This is a genomic window from Vibrio sp. SS-MA-C1-2 (assembly GCF_021513135.1).
GTDB lineage: Bacteria > Pseudomonadota > Gammaproteobacteria > Enterobacterales > Vibrionaceae.
The window spans coordinates 2169656-2185194 of the sequence record NZ_CP090981.1 but is presented as its reverse complement, the minus strand read 5'-3'; the positions used below and the strand labels follow the sequence as shown (position 1 = coordinate 2185194).

The window sequence follows — 15539 nt, the reverse complement described above, 5'->3', positions numbered from 1 at the left end:
TTGCTTATTTTTGACTAAACATTTTAGTTATTATCTTGCCAGTTAATAGAAAAAAATATTAAAATATAAAAATCCATTAAAATAATGACTTAATTATGACTTAATTATGACTTCTGAAATTATTATTCTTTCTTCACTGACCTTTTTTACCTCTGCCTTTACTGCCATTGTTGGTGCGGGTGGGGGATTGGTGTTATTAACTCTGCTACCACAATGGTTAGCCCCTGCGGTTATTATCCCTGTCCATGGCGTTGTGCAATTGTTTAGTAATTTAAGCCGTGCTTATTTTATGAAAAACAGTATTGATCGCTCCGTTATCCCGTTGTTTATTGTTGGCTGTACCACAGGCGCTATTGCTGGTGGCTTGATACTTAAACAGATCTCGTTGGAGTATATTCCTTTGATTATGGGCATTTATGTTCTGTTAAATCTTTGGTGTAAGCCGGCGATGAAGCTATTTAGCCAAGTTGAAAGCCTATTTTTATTAGGTGCAATTCAAGGTAGTATCGGGCTGTTTATCGGTGCGCCGGGTCCGTTGATTATCTCAGCAATGAAGAAAAAATATTCCAACCATCAACAGCTAGTTGCAACTACCGCTATTTTTACAGCCTTTAGCCATATGACTAAGTTGGTGATCTATATTTTGCTCGGATTTGCTTTTATCAATTATCTACCACTTATTACTTTTATGATTATTGCGGCAATAGCGGGGTCCTATGTCGGTAAAAAACTGCAAGGGAAAGCAAATATTAAATATTTATCAGTAGTATTATCGATTATTTTGACATTTTTAGCTTTCAGAATGATTTTTACTGCGCTTAATCTTTAATTGCCGATCTTTACGTGAATATTTTGAAATGAATGTCTCAATAAACGATGAGCGAATAATAAAAAGCCCCATTGAAATTAACTATACCCTTCATAGTTGAAGTCGCTAGGTTGTTGGCTGTATTCGTTCGCCCCAATCATAGAGTACACCTATACTCAGGGGGCCTCACTCACTTGCCGCCTACTAGCAACGCCAATTATTTTAGGTATAAATCAAATAAGTTAATTTCAATGGGGCTTTATTTTACCCTTTCAAGGTTGATGGATATGACTTAATTATAAATCATCAATAATGACATAGGTCGCATAAACAGGACCATGAACACCAACCACTTTAATTAATTCAATATCTGCTGTCGAGCTAGGGCCCGAGATAAAGTTAACACAAGAAGGAACTCGTTCACCACGTTGGGCTTGGTGATGGAGTCTTTCTGTTGCTTGGGTGATGCGTGGCACGAGTGCGCTTTTAGGCACGACAAAGATTGATGCTTCAGGTAATAAACTGATCGCTCGTCCTTGTGCTGCTTGGCTATAAAGTACCATGGTGCCTGACTCTGCTAGTGCTTGTTCAGCAAAAACAATCCCAACTTTTGCTCGCTCTGCCACTTCAATATTGCCTTGATAACCTAATGACTGATCCCAAACAATAGGCATCATCATACTATCTTGTAACTCTTCAACCTCAATTAAACCCAATAATCGTGTATCCGCTGAGATAGAGATATCGTATTTATCTGTTTCCGGCTTACTGGTTAAAGCATCATCATTTTGACAATAATTGAGACACTCTTGCTTTAATGTTGCAGTTAAGTCAGCTTGAGTCGTCACAATTGCATTTGCACCTAATGTGCTCTGCGTATATTCCACTAACACATCTTTAAGTTGATCTTGGCTAAAATCAGCCATTACATCTTGATGGCAATTTGAGCGAAAAGCCGGCTTCGCTACAGGTGTTAATTGTCTCTCTCTACCTAGCTTTTTCGCTAAGTTATCTAGAAAACTGGATTTATTATAGATGCGACCAGATTGTTCACTGGAATTTTTTGTATTCGTAGACATTATCTGATACCTCTTAGTTTTGTTTTCTATTTTTAAACCAGCTACGGAAAGATTGACCATCAGGTTGTGGAAGATCTCGAGTCTCAGCCCACTCACCAATCGCACCGACATTAAATGGCATTTTACCGTTACGGATTAAGCTACCCGCAAACCGCGCACCCACTTTCACTGTGGTATCCCAAATGGCAGGATGTGCATTAACAAAGGTAAAAGCACTGATTGAAGCGCGTTCAATAAAGGCACTACGACCCTCTTTGGCGATATTTTCACGGTGTTTTAATAGGAGATCCGATAATGGGATTTTCACAGGACAAACATCATGACAGGCTTTACATAAGCTACAGGCATTGGGGAGATCTTTAAAATCATCATAACCGCCTAATAGAGGAGATAATACTGCACCAATTGGACCAGAGTAGATTGAACCGTAAGATTGACCACCAATGTGTCGATAAGCTGGGCAAGTATTGACACAAGCCGCACAACGAATACAACGTAAAATGTCTTTAAATTTCGAGCCTAGAATATCAGAACGGCCATTATCTAAGATCACTAAATGGAACTCTTCTGGACCATCACACTGATCATTTTCGCGAGGGCCAGTTAACGCGGTCACATAACCTGTTAATGGTTGACCCACAGCACTACGACAAAGCAAACTAACGACGATGTCTAACTCTTCAAAGGTCGGAACAATACGCTCCATGCCCATGACGGCAATGTGAGTTTTTGGTAGTGATGTCGCTAAACGGGCATTTCCTTCATTGGTGACAAGGCTAATCGAACCTGACTCTGCAACCGCAAAGTTACAACCGGTAATCCCAATTTCAGCTTCAAGAAAATCATGACGAATGTGTTGACGAACAAAACGCGTCATCTCTTCAGGGTCAGTTGTGCCTTGGTAATTTAGTTTTTCTTTAAAGATATCTTTAATTTGAGTACGATTTTTGTGTAGTGCTGGAACAACAATGTGGGATGGTGGATCGTAATCATCCACTTGAAGAATATACTCACCTAAATCCGTTTCAATCACTTCACAATCGTTGCGAGTAATCATTTGATTTAGACCAATCTCTTCCGTCACCATTGATTTAGATTTTACGACTTTCTTTGCATTTTTCTGCTGAATAATATTTTCAATATAATCAGAGGCTTCTTCTTTGGTTTGAGCAAAAAAGACATGACCGCCATTACGTTCAACATTGTTACTCAGTTGATCGAGATAATAATCTAAATGTTCAAGGACATGGTTACGGATATCCATCCCCATATCACGCCACTCTTCCCAATGACCTAATGCATCAGCGGCTTTTTGACGATTAGCGAACATACGCTCTTGAGCACCTGCAACGGCTTGACGCATATTGTCATCTTTCATTTGGATTTCAATACGTTCTTTAAATTTGATATCACTTGTTTTCATTGACATAGCCGTTACTCCTCAGTGACTCATTAATACATCGACGATGTGTAAAACTTTAACCGGTTTACCTTCACGGCTAATACGACCACCAATATTGATTAAACAACTGATATCGGCACCAATTAAATAATCAGGCTCAACCTCAGAGATGTGTAATACTTTCTCTTTCACCATTTCACCCGAGATCTCAGACATTTTAACCGAGAACGTGCCACCAAAACCGCAACATGTTTCTTGGTTTTTAATGCCAACCATCTCTAAACCTTCAACATTCGCTAATAGTTTTAAAGGCTCTTCGCGAACACCTAGTTTACGAATTAAGCTACACGATGGGTGATAAACAGCACGACCATTTAAACGTGCGCCTAAGTTTTCGACACCTAATTGATTGACGATAAACTGGGTTAATTCAAAAAATCGATCTGACACTTTTTGAGCACGTTCTACCCATTCAGGTTCATCAGCGAGAAATTCTGGGTATTTTTTGATACTGGCAACACAAGAGCCAGCAGGAGAAACAATTGGGTAATCATTTATTTCAAAAGCAGTAATCATATTTTTTATTGCTGCTTTACTTTCTTTGATATAGCCACTGTTCAATGATGGCTGACCACAACAACCCTGTTTTTCTGGGAAAATGACTTCACAATTTAATTTCTCTAATAAAAGTACGGTTTTCTTGGCAACTTCTGCTTTAACAGTGTCTCCAAGGCAAGTGACAAAAAAGTTTACTTTCATTATTCGACTCCGGGGTTAACTAGGGCATTTGCTGGATATCATCTATTTTAGATGATTGGGTGGGTTGTTAATAACATTAACAACCCAATATTAGTTTTCAATTTTATTTACAAGAATGCGCTTACAATTGCCGCGATAACGCCATAAACAATCATAGGTTTAACGGTACGCTTAATTATGTATCCTTCTTGGTTTTTAATACCGAGTATCGTTGACACAGCAATAATATTATTAAGGCAGACCATATTCCCCATCGCACCGCCCACTGATTGTAATGCTAAGACCAAATGAGTAGGCAGACCTACAGTTGTTGCAATCGTGTTTTGAATCGCACCAAACGTTAAATTCGAAACGGTTGCAGAGCCTGAGAAGAATGCACCGACTGCACCAAGGTAACTTGCCACATATTGCCAATTTTTACCCATCACGTCCGCAAATGCCGTACCGACAGTCATGATTGGTGAGTGTTCACCACCTAACATCATAAATTTAACCATAATTAATGCACCGATTAGGGCGATAAATGGTAATTTTATGCCTGATGCCGTTTCTGTAAATGCACGTTTTGCATCTTTAGAGGGCATTTTGAAGATGATAATTGAAATAATTGAAACAACTAAGAATGGTATAATTGCTGGAACGTAGAGTGTTTTATAAGCCCAGGCTGCATGAGTACCGAAAATATCACTAAACTTAATAATTAAAGCACGACTGACACTTAAATGACCGAATGAACCAAAGTCAAAACTAAACAGCTGAGTTGCATCATTTAATAATCCTTTTATTCCTAATTGTTTAATTCGAGTTAGAACTAGTATTGCAATTAATAGGATGGTTGGAGTCATTGCTTTTACAACATGTGTAAAAGGAACCTTGGATTTTTCAACTAATTGAGAATCGGTTGGATTTGATTCTTCATCATTGTTTGATAGGCCAATATTATAATTAGCAAGAATAATTGATAGTACAAAACCAATCGCACCACCCACAAGAGCAGGGAACTCGTAATTCCATTGTGCCAGAATTAAGTAAGGTAAAGTACAAGAGAAAATACTTAGTTGAATATAGATGATATTTTTACGAATCGCTCTCCAACTCATCAAGAATCGTAACGCTAATAAAGGGATGATGGTAGCAGCAATAGTATGAATTAATGCTGTTGTGCGCCCAACATCTAGTAGTGCTTGATCATTTAAGCCAAGATTACCAAAACCAAACCAAGTAGGTGTTCCTACTGCACCAAATGAAACGGGTACAGAGTTCATGACTAATGCAAGCATTGCAACCTTTAATGGATTGAAACCAAGTCCCATTAAGATTGGTGCAGCAATCGCCGCAGGTGTACCAAAACCAGAAGCACCTTCAAGCATAAAGGCAAAAGCCCAACCAATAATCATTAATTGAGCAATTTTATTTTTATTGATGGTTTCAAGCCAGCGACTAGTAATCGCTTGCGCACCAGAAATTTCATTAACACGATTTAAAAGAATAGCACCGGCAATAATCGACACAGGTGTAATGGCTGATAAAGCACCAGTAATTACATTTGCACCGACTAATATTGGGTTAGCGTCAAAATAGAATAGTTGTAGAATACCAACTAATACTGCGGTTGCGGGTAGTGCAATATATGAAGGGTAGGCATTCTTTTTTGTCATCATCCAAATTAGTAATAAAATTGGAAAGACTGAGATAATTATATTTTCCATTAATGACGTCTCTATAATTAGATAGTGGTTAGTTACTAGATATAATAACGAATTAATTAATTACATCCAGCTATTTAAATTATATGAATGGTAATGCTTATTATCTTCTTGTGAATTAATTTTATTTGATTTTTTAATTAAAGTGTTGTGGTTCAATGGGTTATTGTGATCATTTGATGTTCCATATAATATTGGTATCTTTTATTTCATTTGTGGAATAAATGGGAATTATAAACTTAATTATAAATTTGGAATTATTTTTTCCATTTAAATAAATAAAATTATTTAAATCTGAGTAATTAAATATTGATAGGTTAGCCCTTTGTGGGTGGTTGTGTTGGTTTATTTTAATTAATCAAAATTTATTGAAAATAAGAATTCAATAAATTTGATATAGATCAAATAAACGTTAATTAGACATTTTCCGCTAAAAAAACAATAAAAATTTAGTGAGTTTTAATCTTTTTTAAAGGGGTATTTCGACGTTCGCATATTTCATGTTAGTAAATAAGGATTTAATCCCTCCCCTCATACTTGAAATCGCTAGGTTGTTGGCTGCATTCGTTCGCCTCAATCATATAGTACACCTATACTCATGGGGCTTCACTCAATTGCCACTTACTAGCAATCCTAATTATTTTAAGTATAACCCTTTTTACATCAGAGATTATGTGTGATCAATATCACATTTTTACTCTTTGATGAATTTAATTTTTTACATTTGAATAAAAAATTCAATGAGGTTAAATAGAGATACCTTTTCCTGTGAGTTTTATTTTCTTCTTTAAAATCAATTGGCTAACTATGAATGGAAAGAAGATGATTAGTTTTGAAATATTAAATGATAATTGTTATCGAGTAGTCTGTTTGAATTTTAAAATGAATAATCCAGTAGTAAAAAAATAAGAAAAATAAGGTCTATATTTAATCTAGTATATTTAAGATGAGAGAAAATATGACTAATAAAGTGAAAGTTCCTTTAGTTATTACCGACTGGAATCCTGAAGATAGCTCATTTTGGCAAAACACTGGTCAAAGTGTAGCTAAAAGAAATCTTTGGATCTCAATTCCCTGCCTTTTACTCTCTTTTTGTGTCTGGATGTTATTCAGTACCCTGACAATCAATTTTAACAAGGTGGGATTTAACTTTACCAATGATCAACTATTTATGTTAACCGCATTGCCTGCAATTTCTGGCGCATTATTTAGGATCCCTTATTCTTTCATGGTTCCTATTGTCGGAGGACGTCGTTGGACAGCGATCAGTACGCTATATTTAGTTGTTCCATGTTTATGGTTGGGTTTTGCCATTAATGATCCAACAACCAGTTATACCACGTTTGTGATTATCTCTCTTTTATGTGGTATCGCCGGTGGTAATTTTGCCTCTAGCATGGCAAACATCAGTTTTTTCTTTCCTAAGCAGAAACAAGGTGGAGCATTAGGGTTAAATGGCGGTTTAGGCAACTTAGGTGTGAGCACCATGCAATTTGTTGCTCCGATCGTTATTTTTATCAATATTTCGATTTTCCCAGGTGACGGTGTAACACAATCAGATCAGAGTTCGTTATGGTTAGCAAATGCAGCTTTTGTGTGGATCCCATTCATTATCATTGCAACATTGGCAGCATGGCTTGGAATGAATGATCTCTCTGAGGCCAAATCCTCCTTTTCTGAGCAGTTACCAATTGTCAAAAGACCCCATATGTGGTTGATGAGTATTTTATACCTTTGGACATTTGGTTCATTTATTGGATTTTCTGCTGGCTTTGCCATGTTGACTAAAATTCAGTTTCCTGACGTTGATATTATCAAGTATGCCTTTATTGGTCCGTTATTAGGTGCGTTAGTTCGTCCTGTTGGCGGCGCGCTATCTGATAAGTTTGGGGGAGTTAAAGTCACAACCTTTAATTTTGTTGCTATGGCAGTATTTACCGTTCTTGTTTTTTTAACGATTCCAGCTGTCGGTGAGCAAGGAAGCTTTATCTTATTCTTTGGTGCATTTATGTTGTTATTTTTAACGTCGGGATTAGGAAGTGGCTCAACATTCCAAATGATCGCGGTTATATTCAGAGAAATTACGATTAGACGAGAAAAAGCATCAGGAGTTTCTGATGAAGCTGCTGCACACATAGGTATGAAAGATTCAGCGGCTGCATTAGGATTTATTTCAGCTATTGGTGCGATTGGAGGGTTCTTTATTCCAAAAGCATTTGGTACCTCGCTTGCATTGACAGGATCTCCTGTTGGCGCGTTAAAACTATTTTTATGCTTTTATGTTATTTGTATTTTTATTACTTGGTTGGTTTATGGAAAGTATGAGAAGAAGAGCGAGTGAATACCCCTAAAAAGTGGAGTTGTTAATAGGTGTCAGGCAAGTGAGGCCCCATGAGAATAGGTGTACTCTATGATTGGGGCGAACGTAACCATTACTGTTATACACCTAACCTACCCATTTCAACTAATAAGGGGATACATATCTCCTTGCTTGAGCTCGTTGTTATATAAATAGAACATGTAAAATCTCTAATTACTGGGAGTATAAGATATCAATTACTTTCATTATTGGTATTTAACATTTCATGAATGATGAGTAATTTTTCATTTTTGATGACTAAAATTGCATAATTGTGAGGGTTTATGGCTTGCAAATGAGATGTTAATAAAGGTGATAATTTAAACAAAACCATTTAGTGAAATTACCTAAAAATTACTTTAAAAATATTTTTTAAAGTAACTATCTTGTTCTTTATTTATGAAAGGCCTTTTAATTCAATGGTTTACTTTTTATTTAGTGGGGTTGGATAGGTACCCCCAAATGAGTAATAAAGTTGTTCCAAAATTTTAACTTAAACGTAACTTGATTTGGATCAAGTTATTATGGCAGATAAATCTTTATTCTCTGCCGCATAGTTATTCTGTTGTTAATATTAAAAATCACATATGTGATGAGGAGATCTCCGGATGAGCAAATTTCTTGACCGGTTTCGTTACTTTAAACAGTTAGGCGATACTTTTTCAAATGGCCATGGCCAAGAACTTTCTACTAACCGCGATTGGGAAGACGGGTATCGTACTCGTTGGCAACATGACAAGGTTGTACGTTCTACCCATGGTGTAAACTGTACTGGCTCTTGTAGCTGGAAGATTTATGTAAAGAATGGCCTAGTAACATGGGAAACTCAGCAAACTGATTACCCTCGTACACGTCCAGATCTTCCAAATCACGAACCACGTGGTTGTCCTCGTGGTGCAAGTTATTCTTGGTATTTATACAGTGCTAACCGTGTTAAATATCCAATGATCCGTAAGCGCTTATTAAAGTTATGGCAAGAAGCTAAAGCAATTCACGCTGATCCGGTTGATGCATGGAAATCTATTGCATCAGATGATGAGAAGATGAAGCAGTATAAAAAAGCGCGCGGTCGTGGTGGGTTTGTTCGTGCCAACTGGGATGAAGTGAATGAGCTAATTGCAGCGTCTAACGTTCATACAGCAAAAGAGCATGGTCCTGACCGTATCGTTGGTTTCTCTCCAATCCCTGCAATGTCTATGGTGTCATACGCAGCAGGTGCTCGTTATTTATCACTGATTGGTGGTACTTGTCTGAGCTTCTATGATTGGTATTGTGATTTACCACCTGCTTCTCCAATGACTTGGGGCGAGCAGACTGATGTACCTGAATCAGCGGACTGGTATAACTCTTCTTATATCATTGCTTGGGGTTCTAACGTTCCTCAAACACGTACTCCTGATGCTCACTTCTTCACTGAAGTTCGCTATAAAGGTACAAAAACTGTTGCGATTACTCCAGATTATGCCGAAGTTGCAAAACTTTGTGACCATTGGTTAAACCCTAAACAGGGTACTGATAGTGCAATGGCAATGGCAATGGGTCATGTATTACTAACAGAATTTCACACTAAACGCTCTGTAGAATATTTCCAAAACTACGCAGCACAGTATTCAGATATGCCAATGTTGGTTGCACTTGAGAAACGTGAAGATGGCAGTTATGCCGCGGGTCGTATGCTTCGTGCCTCTGATTTAGTTGATAACTTAGGTCAAGAGAATAATCCTGAGTGGAAAACGATTGCTATCGATTCTGAAACCGGTGAGCTAATTGCACCACAAGGCTCTATTGGTTACCGTTGGGGTACTGATGAAAGCAAGTGGAACCTAGAAATTAAAGATGGTAAGAGTGACAAAGAGCGTAATTTACGTCTAAGTCTTGTTGACTCTGCTGATGATATCGTGAATGTGGGCTTCCCATACTTCGGTGGTCTGCCAAGTGATAACTTCGCTGGTGTAGAACTTGAAGATGTGATTAAACATAAACTGCCTGTTAAACGTCTACAAGGCGCTGACGGTTCAGAGATTCTAGTAACCAGTGTTTATGACTTAACCATGGCTAACTACGGTGTTGATCGTGGCTTAAATGATGAACATTGTGCAGCTAACTATGATGAAGTAAAAGCATATTCTCCAGCATGGGCAGAGAAAATTACAGGCGTTAAGCGTTCTGAAATTATCCGTATTGCAACAGAATTTGGTGAAAATGCTGAGAAGACTCGTGGTCGTTCAATGATCATCGTGGGTGCTGGTCTAAACCACTGGTTCCACATGGATGCATCATACCGTGGTCTAATCAACATGCTAATCTTCTGTGGTTGTGTTGGTCAGAGTGGTGGTGGCTGGGCTCACTACGTTGGACAAGAAAAACTTCGTCCACAAACAGGTTGGCAGCCATTAGCATTTGGTCTGGATTGGCAGAAGCCGCCACGCCACATGAACAGTACATCATTCTTCTATAACCACTCAAGTCAGTGGCGTTATGAGACCGTGAAGACTGAAGAGCTTCTATCTCCAATGGCCAATAAAGCGGATTATAGTGAAAGCTTGGTTGACCTAAACGTGAAGGCAGAGCGCCTTGGTTGGTTACCATCTTCTCCACAGCTTAATGTCAACCCATTAACTTTAGCGAAACAAGCTGAAGCGAAAGGTGAGAGCATTGAAGATTACACCGTCAATGGTCTTAAAGATGGTTCAATTCGTTTTGCTTCTGAGCAACCTGAAAAGCACTATCCGCGTAACATGTTTATCTGGCGTTCAAACCTATTAGGTTCTTCAGGTAAAGGTCACGAATATTTACTTAAGTATTTACTAGGTACTGAAAATGGTATCCAAGGTAAAGATTTAGGTCAGCAAGATGGCACAATCCCTAACGAATTAGATTGGGAAAGCCAAGCAACTGAAGGCAAATTAGACCTTGTTGTTACCCTTGATTTCCGTATGTCAAGTACATGTTTATTCTCAGATATCGTATTGCCAACTGCAACATGGTATGAAAAAGATGACATGAATACATCTGACATGCACCCATTCATTCACCCACTTTCTGCGGCAGTTGATCCTGCTTGGGAAGCGAAGAGTGATTGGGATATCTATAAAGGTATTGCGAAGAAATTCTCTGAAGTGAGTGTTGGTCACCTAGGTGAAGAGACTGACTTAGTGACACTACCTATTCAGCACGATTCAGCAGCAGAAATGGCGCAACCATTTGATGTTCTGGATTGGAAAAAAGGCGAGTGTGATTTAATCCCTGGTAAAACGGCACCTCACCTTAAAGTGGTTAAGCGTGACTACCCGAATACTTACGCACGATTCACTGCGCTTGGTCCTCTATTGGATGAGCAAGGTAATGGTGGCAAAGGTATCAACTGGGATACAAAGAAAGAAGTTGATTTCTTAAAAGAGCTTAACTACGTTCATGAAGAGGGGGCAAACAAAGGTCGTCCTAAGATTGAAACGGCAATTGATGCGGCAGAAGTTATTCTTTCTCTTGCACCTGAAACCAATGGTCAGGTAGCAGTGAAAGCGTGGGATGCACTAAGTAAGAAAACTGGTCTTGACCATACTCACTTAGCATTGAATAAAGAAGACGAAAAAATTCGTTTCCGTGATATTCAAGCGCAACCACGTAAGATTATCTCTAGTCCTACTTGGTCTGGTCTTGAAGATGAACATGTCTCTTATAACGCCTGTTACACCAACGTTCATGAGATGATTCCATGGCGTACACTGTCTGGTCGCCAGCAGTTGTATCAAGATCATGAGTGGATGCGTGCATTCGGTGAGAGCTTAGTCACTTACCGTCCGCCAGTTGATACCCGTTCTATCGCACAAATCGCAGATAAGAAGAGTAATGGCTTCCCTGAGAAAGCGCTTAACTTCTTAACACCGCACCAGAAGTGGGGTATTCACTCAACATACAGTGAAAACTTACTGATGTTGACGTTGTCACGTGGTGGTCCAATTGTTTGGATGAGTGAAGATGATGCGAAAGAGCTCGGTATTGAAGATAACGATTGGCTAGAAGCATTCAACAGTAATGGTGCATTAACTGCACGTGCTGTCGTCAGCCAGCGTATTCCAGCAGGTATGGTAATGATGTATCACGCTCAAGAGCGTCTTGTGAACTTACCGGGTTCAGAAGTGACTCAACAACGTGGTGGTATCCATAACTCTGTAACACGTATCACGCCTAAGCCAACTCATATGATTGGTGGTTATGCGCAACAATCTTATGGCTTCAACTATTACGGAACCGTGGGTTCAAACCGTGATGAGTTTGTAGTTGTTCGTAAGATGAAAGATATTAATTGGTTGGATGGTGAAGGTAATGACTATTCACAATCAAAGAATAACGGCGAGGAGATAAAATAATGAAGATTCGTTCTCAAGTCGGAATGGTTTTAAACCTAGACAAATGTATTGGTTGTCATACTTGTTCTGTCACCTGTAAAAATGTATGGACCAGCCGTGAAGGTATGGAATATGCATGGTTTAACAACGTTGAAAGTAAACCTGGTGTTGGTTATCCCGCTGATTGGGAAAATCAAGAAAAATGGAAAGGTGGCTGGATCCGTAAAATTAACGGTAAACTAGAACCTAAAATGGGCGGTAAAGTCGGCCTGCTGGCAAATATCTTTAGTAACCCAGATATGCCAACCATTGATGATTACTACGAACCGTTTACGTTCGATTATGAAAAGCTACAGAATTCACCAGAAGTGAAGCATCAGCCTATTGCTCGTCCACGTTCCCTGATCACAGGTAAGCGTATGGATAAGATTGAAAACAGTGCAAACTGGGATGATATCTTAGGTGGTGAATTTGAAAAACGTTCTAAAGATTACAACTTTAACGAAATTCAAAAAGCGATGTACGGTGAGTTTGAAAATACATTCATGATGTATCTTCCTCGTCTATGTGAACACTGTCTGAACCCAGCTTGTGCAGCGACATGTCCAAGTGGCGCAATCTACAAGCGTGAAGAAGATGGTATCGTACTTATTGACCAAGATAAGTGTCGCGGTTGGCGTATGTGTGTGACAGGCTGTCCATACAAGAAGATCTACTTCAACTGGAAGAGCGGAAAATCAGAAAAATGTACATTCTGTTTCCCTCGTATTGAGAATGGTCAACCAACATTATGTTCTGAAACATGTGTAGGCCGTATTCGTTACTTAGGTGTTCTTCTTTATGATGCAGACCGCATTGAAGAGGCTGCATCAGTTGAAAACGAAAAAGATCTTTACGAGAGCCAGTTAAGTATCTTCTTGGATCCAAATGATCCTGAAGTGATTAAAGAAGCACTTGCTCAAGATATTCCTATGAGTGTGATTGAAGCCGCTCAACAATCGCCTGTTTATAAAATGGCTGTTGATTGGAAATTAGCGCTTCCTTTACACCCAGAATACAGAACATTACCAATGGTATGGTATGTGCCACCACTATCACCAATTCAAGCTGTTTCTGAAGCGGGTATGATTGATGGTGAAGGCGTACTGCCTGATATTTCTAAGCTGCGTATTCCAGTGAAATATCTTGCTAACTTGTTAACTGCAGGTGATGAGAAGCCAGTATTAAGTGCCTTAAACCGCATGATGGCAATGCGTCACTATAAACGTGCTGAAACAGTAGACGGTGTTCATGACATCTCTGCACTAGAAGAAGCCGGTTTAACTGAAGCACAAGCGAAAGAGATGTACCGCTATTTAGCGATTGCTAACTACGAAGATCGTTTCGTTATCCCAACTAGCCACAGAGAACAAGCTCGTGAAGCATTCCCTGAAAGCAAAGGTTGTGGATTTAGCTTTGGTGATGGTTGTCACGGTAGCGATACTAAATTCAACTTATTTGACAGCAAGCGCATTGATGCAATCGATGTTGGCGCTAACAGTACTAAGGGGAAATAATGGATTGCTTAAAGCTAATCTCGTTATTTCTTGATTATCCAGAGCTTCCGCTCTGGACTAATCTTAAAGAATTTAATGAGACAATCGATGAAGATGCAGATTTGTCACTTTCTCAGAAAGCACAATTGCATACGTTTCTTGCGTCATTAACTGATCAAAATAAGATGGATGCCCAAGCGTCCTTCACCGAGCTATTTGATCGTGGTCGTTCGTTATCTTTATTATTGTTTGAACATGTTCACGGCGAATCTCGTGATCGTGGTCAAGCGATGGTTGACTTAATGAACCAGTATAAAGAAGCCGGTTTAGAGATCAGCAGCAAAGAGTTACCTGATCACCTTCCTGTTTACTTAGAGTATTTATCGACTCAAAGTAATGAAGAAGCAACACAAGGTTTAAAAGATATTGCACCGATTCTTGCGCTGTTAGGCTCACGTCTACATTCAAGAAATAGTCAGTACGGTATTCTTTTCGATGTTCTACTTGAGCTATCGACCACAGGCATTGCAACTAACGCGCTTGATGAGCAAGTGAGTAAAGAAGCTCGTGACGATACCCCAGAAGCATTAGATGCAGTATGGGAAGAGGAACAAGTTAAGTTCCTTGGCGAAGAGGGTTGTGAGTCTGCGCAAAAGGTATCTCACCAGAAGCGTTTTAATGACAAAGTACAACCACAGTACATTGATATAGGTTCTATTACTGGAGATAAACAATGAGTTTTTTCGACCGTTTCTTTTTTGATATTTATCCGTATCTTGCGGCTGGTATCTTTTTCATCGGGAGTTGGATCCGTTACGATCATGGTCAATACACATGGCGTGCAGGATCAAGCCAACTGCTAGATAAGTCGAACATGCGTCTAGCATCTAACTTATTCCATTTGGGTATTTTAGGTGTATTTGCGGGTCACTTCTTAGGTATGTTGACGCCTCATTGGATGTATGAAGCTTGGTTGCCTATTGCTGTTAAACAAAAAATGGCAATGATCGGTGGTGGTGGTGCAGGTATCTTAACGATTATTGGTGGTTTCATGCTACTAAAACGTCGTTTAACTAATCCACGTATCCGTGCTACATCAAGCACAATGGATATTCTAATTATTGCATTGCTATTTATTCAAGCATGTTTAGGTGTATTAACGATTCCTTTCTCTGCCCAACATATGGACGGCACTGAAATGATGAAACTGGTACATTGGGCACAGGGTGTTGTGACGTTTGGTTCAGATCCAGCACAATTCATCCATGATGTTGCACCAATCTACAAAATACACTTAATTTTAGGTATGACGCTGTTTGTTCTATTCCCATTCAGCCGTTTAGTGCACATCTGGAGTGTTCCAGTTGAATACTTAACTCGTCGTTACCAATTAGTTCGTAAGCGTCGTTAATCTGACACTTTACTGAATAAAGAAGCCGCCGTTTGGTTGACTAGCTATAGTTTAACCAAATGGCGGTTTTTTCTTATTTAATATATAGATAATTTGATGCATTCTATTTATCGACTTATTACATGAAAGTC

At 38.9% G+C, this 15539-nt stretch carries 10 protein-coding genes; 6 read left to right on the top strand and 4 right to left on the bottom strand.

Annotation, left to right across the window (positions count from 1 at the left end):
- The first annotated feature begins 106 nt into the window (after positions 1–106).
- The gene (locus L0B53_RS14320) at positions 107–829 is read left to right on the top strand and encodes a sulfite exporter TauE/SafE family protein (RefSeq protein WP_235060281.1); all 723 of its coding nucleotides are present in this window, start codon (positions 107–109) and stop codon (positions 827–829) included.
- Positions 830–1104: 275 nt separating this feature from the next.
- On the opposite strand, the gene L0B53_RS14315 is transcribed toward L0B53_RS14320, so the two are convergent.
- The 4 genes from L0B53_RS14315 to L0B53_RS14300 all read right to left on the bottom strand — a co-directional run bounded on the left by L0B53_RS14315 (position 1105) and on the right by L0B53_RS14300 (position 5757).
- On the bottom strand, positions 1105–1887 hold the full coding sequence (locus tag L0B53_RS14315; protein ID WP_235060280.1) for a lactate utilization protein C: 783 nt from the start codon (positions 1885–1887) through the stop codon (positions 1105–1107).
- Between the two features lie 13 nt (positions 1888–1900).
- Complete coding sequence (locus L0B53_RS14310) at positions 1901–3316, bottom strand: LutB/LldF family L-lactate oxidation iron-sulfur protein (protein ID WP_235060279.1); 1416 nt, start codon at positions 3314–3316, stop codon at positions 1901–1903.
- Positions 3317–3328: 12 nt separating this feature from the next.
- Complete coding sequence (locus L0B53_RS14305; RefSeq protein WP_235060278.1) at positions 3329–4048, bottom strand: (Fe-S)-binding protein; 720 nt, start codon at positions 4046–4048, stop codon at positions 3329–3331.
- A gap of 107 nt (positions 4049–4155) precedes the next feature.
- The gene (locus L0B53_RS14300) at positions 4156–5757 is read right to left on the bottom strand and encodes an L-lactate permease (protein WP_235060277.1); all 1602 of its coding nucleotides are present in this window, start codon (positions 5755–5757) and stop codon (positions 4156–4158) included.
- A 955-nt stretch (positions 5758–6712) separates the two neighbouring features.
- Here L0B53_RS14300 and L0B53_RS14295 point away from each other — a divergent pair.
- The 5 genes from L0B53_RS14295 to narI all read left to right on the top strand — a co-directional run bounded on the left by L0B53_RS14295 (position 6713) and on the right by narI (position 15408).
- The gene (locus L0B53_RS14295; RefSeq protein ID WP_235060276.1) at positions 6713–8095 is read left to right on the top strand and encodes a NarK family nitrate/nitrite MFS transporter; all 1383 of its coding nucleotides are present in this window, start codon (positions 6713–6715) and stop codon (positions 8093–8095) included.
- A gap of 626 nt (positions 8096–8721) precedes the next feature.
- Positions 8722–12483, top strand: a complete 3762-nt coding sequence (locus tag L0B53_RS14290) for a nitrate reductase subunit alpha (RefSeq protein ID WP_235060275.1) — start codon at positions 8722–8724, stop codon at positions 12481–12483.
- Positions 12483–14018, top strand: coding sequence for a nitrate reductase subunit beta (narH, locus tag L0B53_RS14285; RefSeq protein WP_235060274.1), 1536 nt, complete (start codon positions 12483–12485; stop codon positions 14016–14018). The genes L0B53_RS14290 and narH overlap by 1 nt, the downstream gene beginning before the upstream one ends.
- Positions 14018–14734, top strand: coding sequence for a nitrate reductase molybdenum cofactor assembly chaperone (gene narJ / locus L0B53_RS14280; RefSeq protein WP_235060273.1), 717 nt, complete (start codon positions 14018–14020; stop codon positions 14732–14734). The genes narH and narJ overlap by 1 nt, the downstream gene beginning before the upstream one ends.
- A complete protein-coding gene (narI, locus tag L0B53_RS14275) occupies positions 14731–15408 on the top strand; it encodes a respiratory nitrate reductase subunit gamma (protein ID WP_235060272.1) in 678 nt (225 codons plus the stop codon). The genes narJ and narI overlap by 4 nt, the downstream gene beginning before the upstream one ends.
- Positions 15409–15539: the final 131 nt, after the last annotated feature.

Excerpts from the sequence above, each read along its gene's own strand:
- L0B53_RS14290 (WP_235060275.1), top strand. The coding sequence starts at position 8,722 with ATGAGCAAATTTCTTGACCGGTTTCGTTACTTTAAACAGTTAGGCGAT.
- L0B53_RS14295 (WP_235060276.1), top strand. The coding sequence starts at position 6,713 with ATGACTAATAAAGTGAAAGTTCCTTTAGTTATTACCGACTGGAATCCT.
- L0B53_RS14320 (WP_235060281.1), top strand. The coding sequence starts at position 107 with ATGACTTCTGAAATTATTATTCTTTCTTCACTGACCTTTTTTACCTCT.
- narJ (WP_235060273.1), top strand. The coding sequence starts at position 14,018 with ATGGATTGCTTAAAGCTAATCTCGTTATTTCTTGATTATCCAGAGCTT.
- L0B53_RS14305 (WP_235060278.1), bottom strand. The coding sequence starts at position 4,048 with ATGAAAGTAAACTTTTTTGTCACTTGCCTTGGAGACACTGTTAAAGCA.
- L0B53_RS14300 (WP_235060277.1), bottom strand. The coding sequence starts at position 5,757 with ATGGAAAATATAATTATCTCAGTCTTTCCAATTTTATTACTAATTTGG.
- narH (WP_235060274.1), top strand. The coding sequence starts at position 12,483 with ATGAAGATTCGTTCTCAAGTCGGAATGGTTTTAAACCTAGACAAATGT.
- L0B53_RS14310 (WP_235060279.1), bottom strand. The coding sequence starts at position 3,316 with ATGTCAATGAAAACAAGTGATATCAAATTTAAAGAACGTATTGAAATC.
- narI (WP_235060272.1), top strand. The coding sequence starts at position 14,731 with ATGAGTTTTTTCGACCGTTTCTTTTTTGATATTTATCCGTATCTTGCG.
- L0B53_RS14315 (WP_235060280.1), bottom strand. The coding sequence starts at position 1,887 with ATGTCTACGAATACAAAAAATTCCAGTGAACAATCTGGTCGCATCTAT.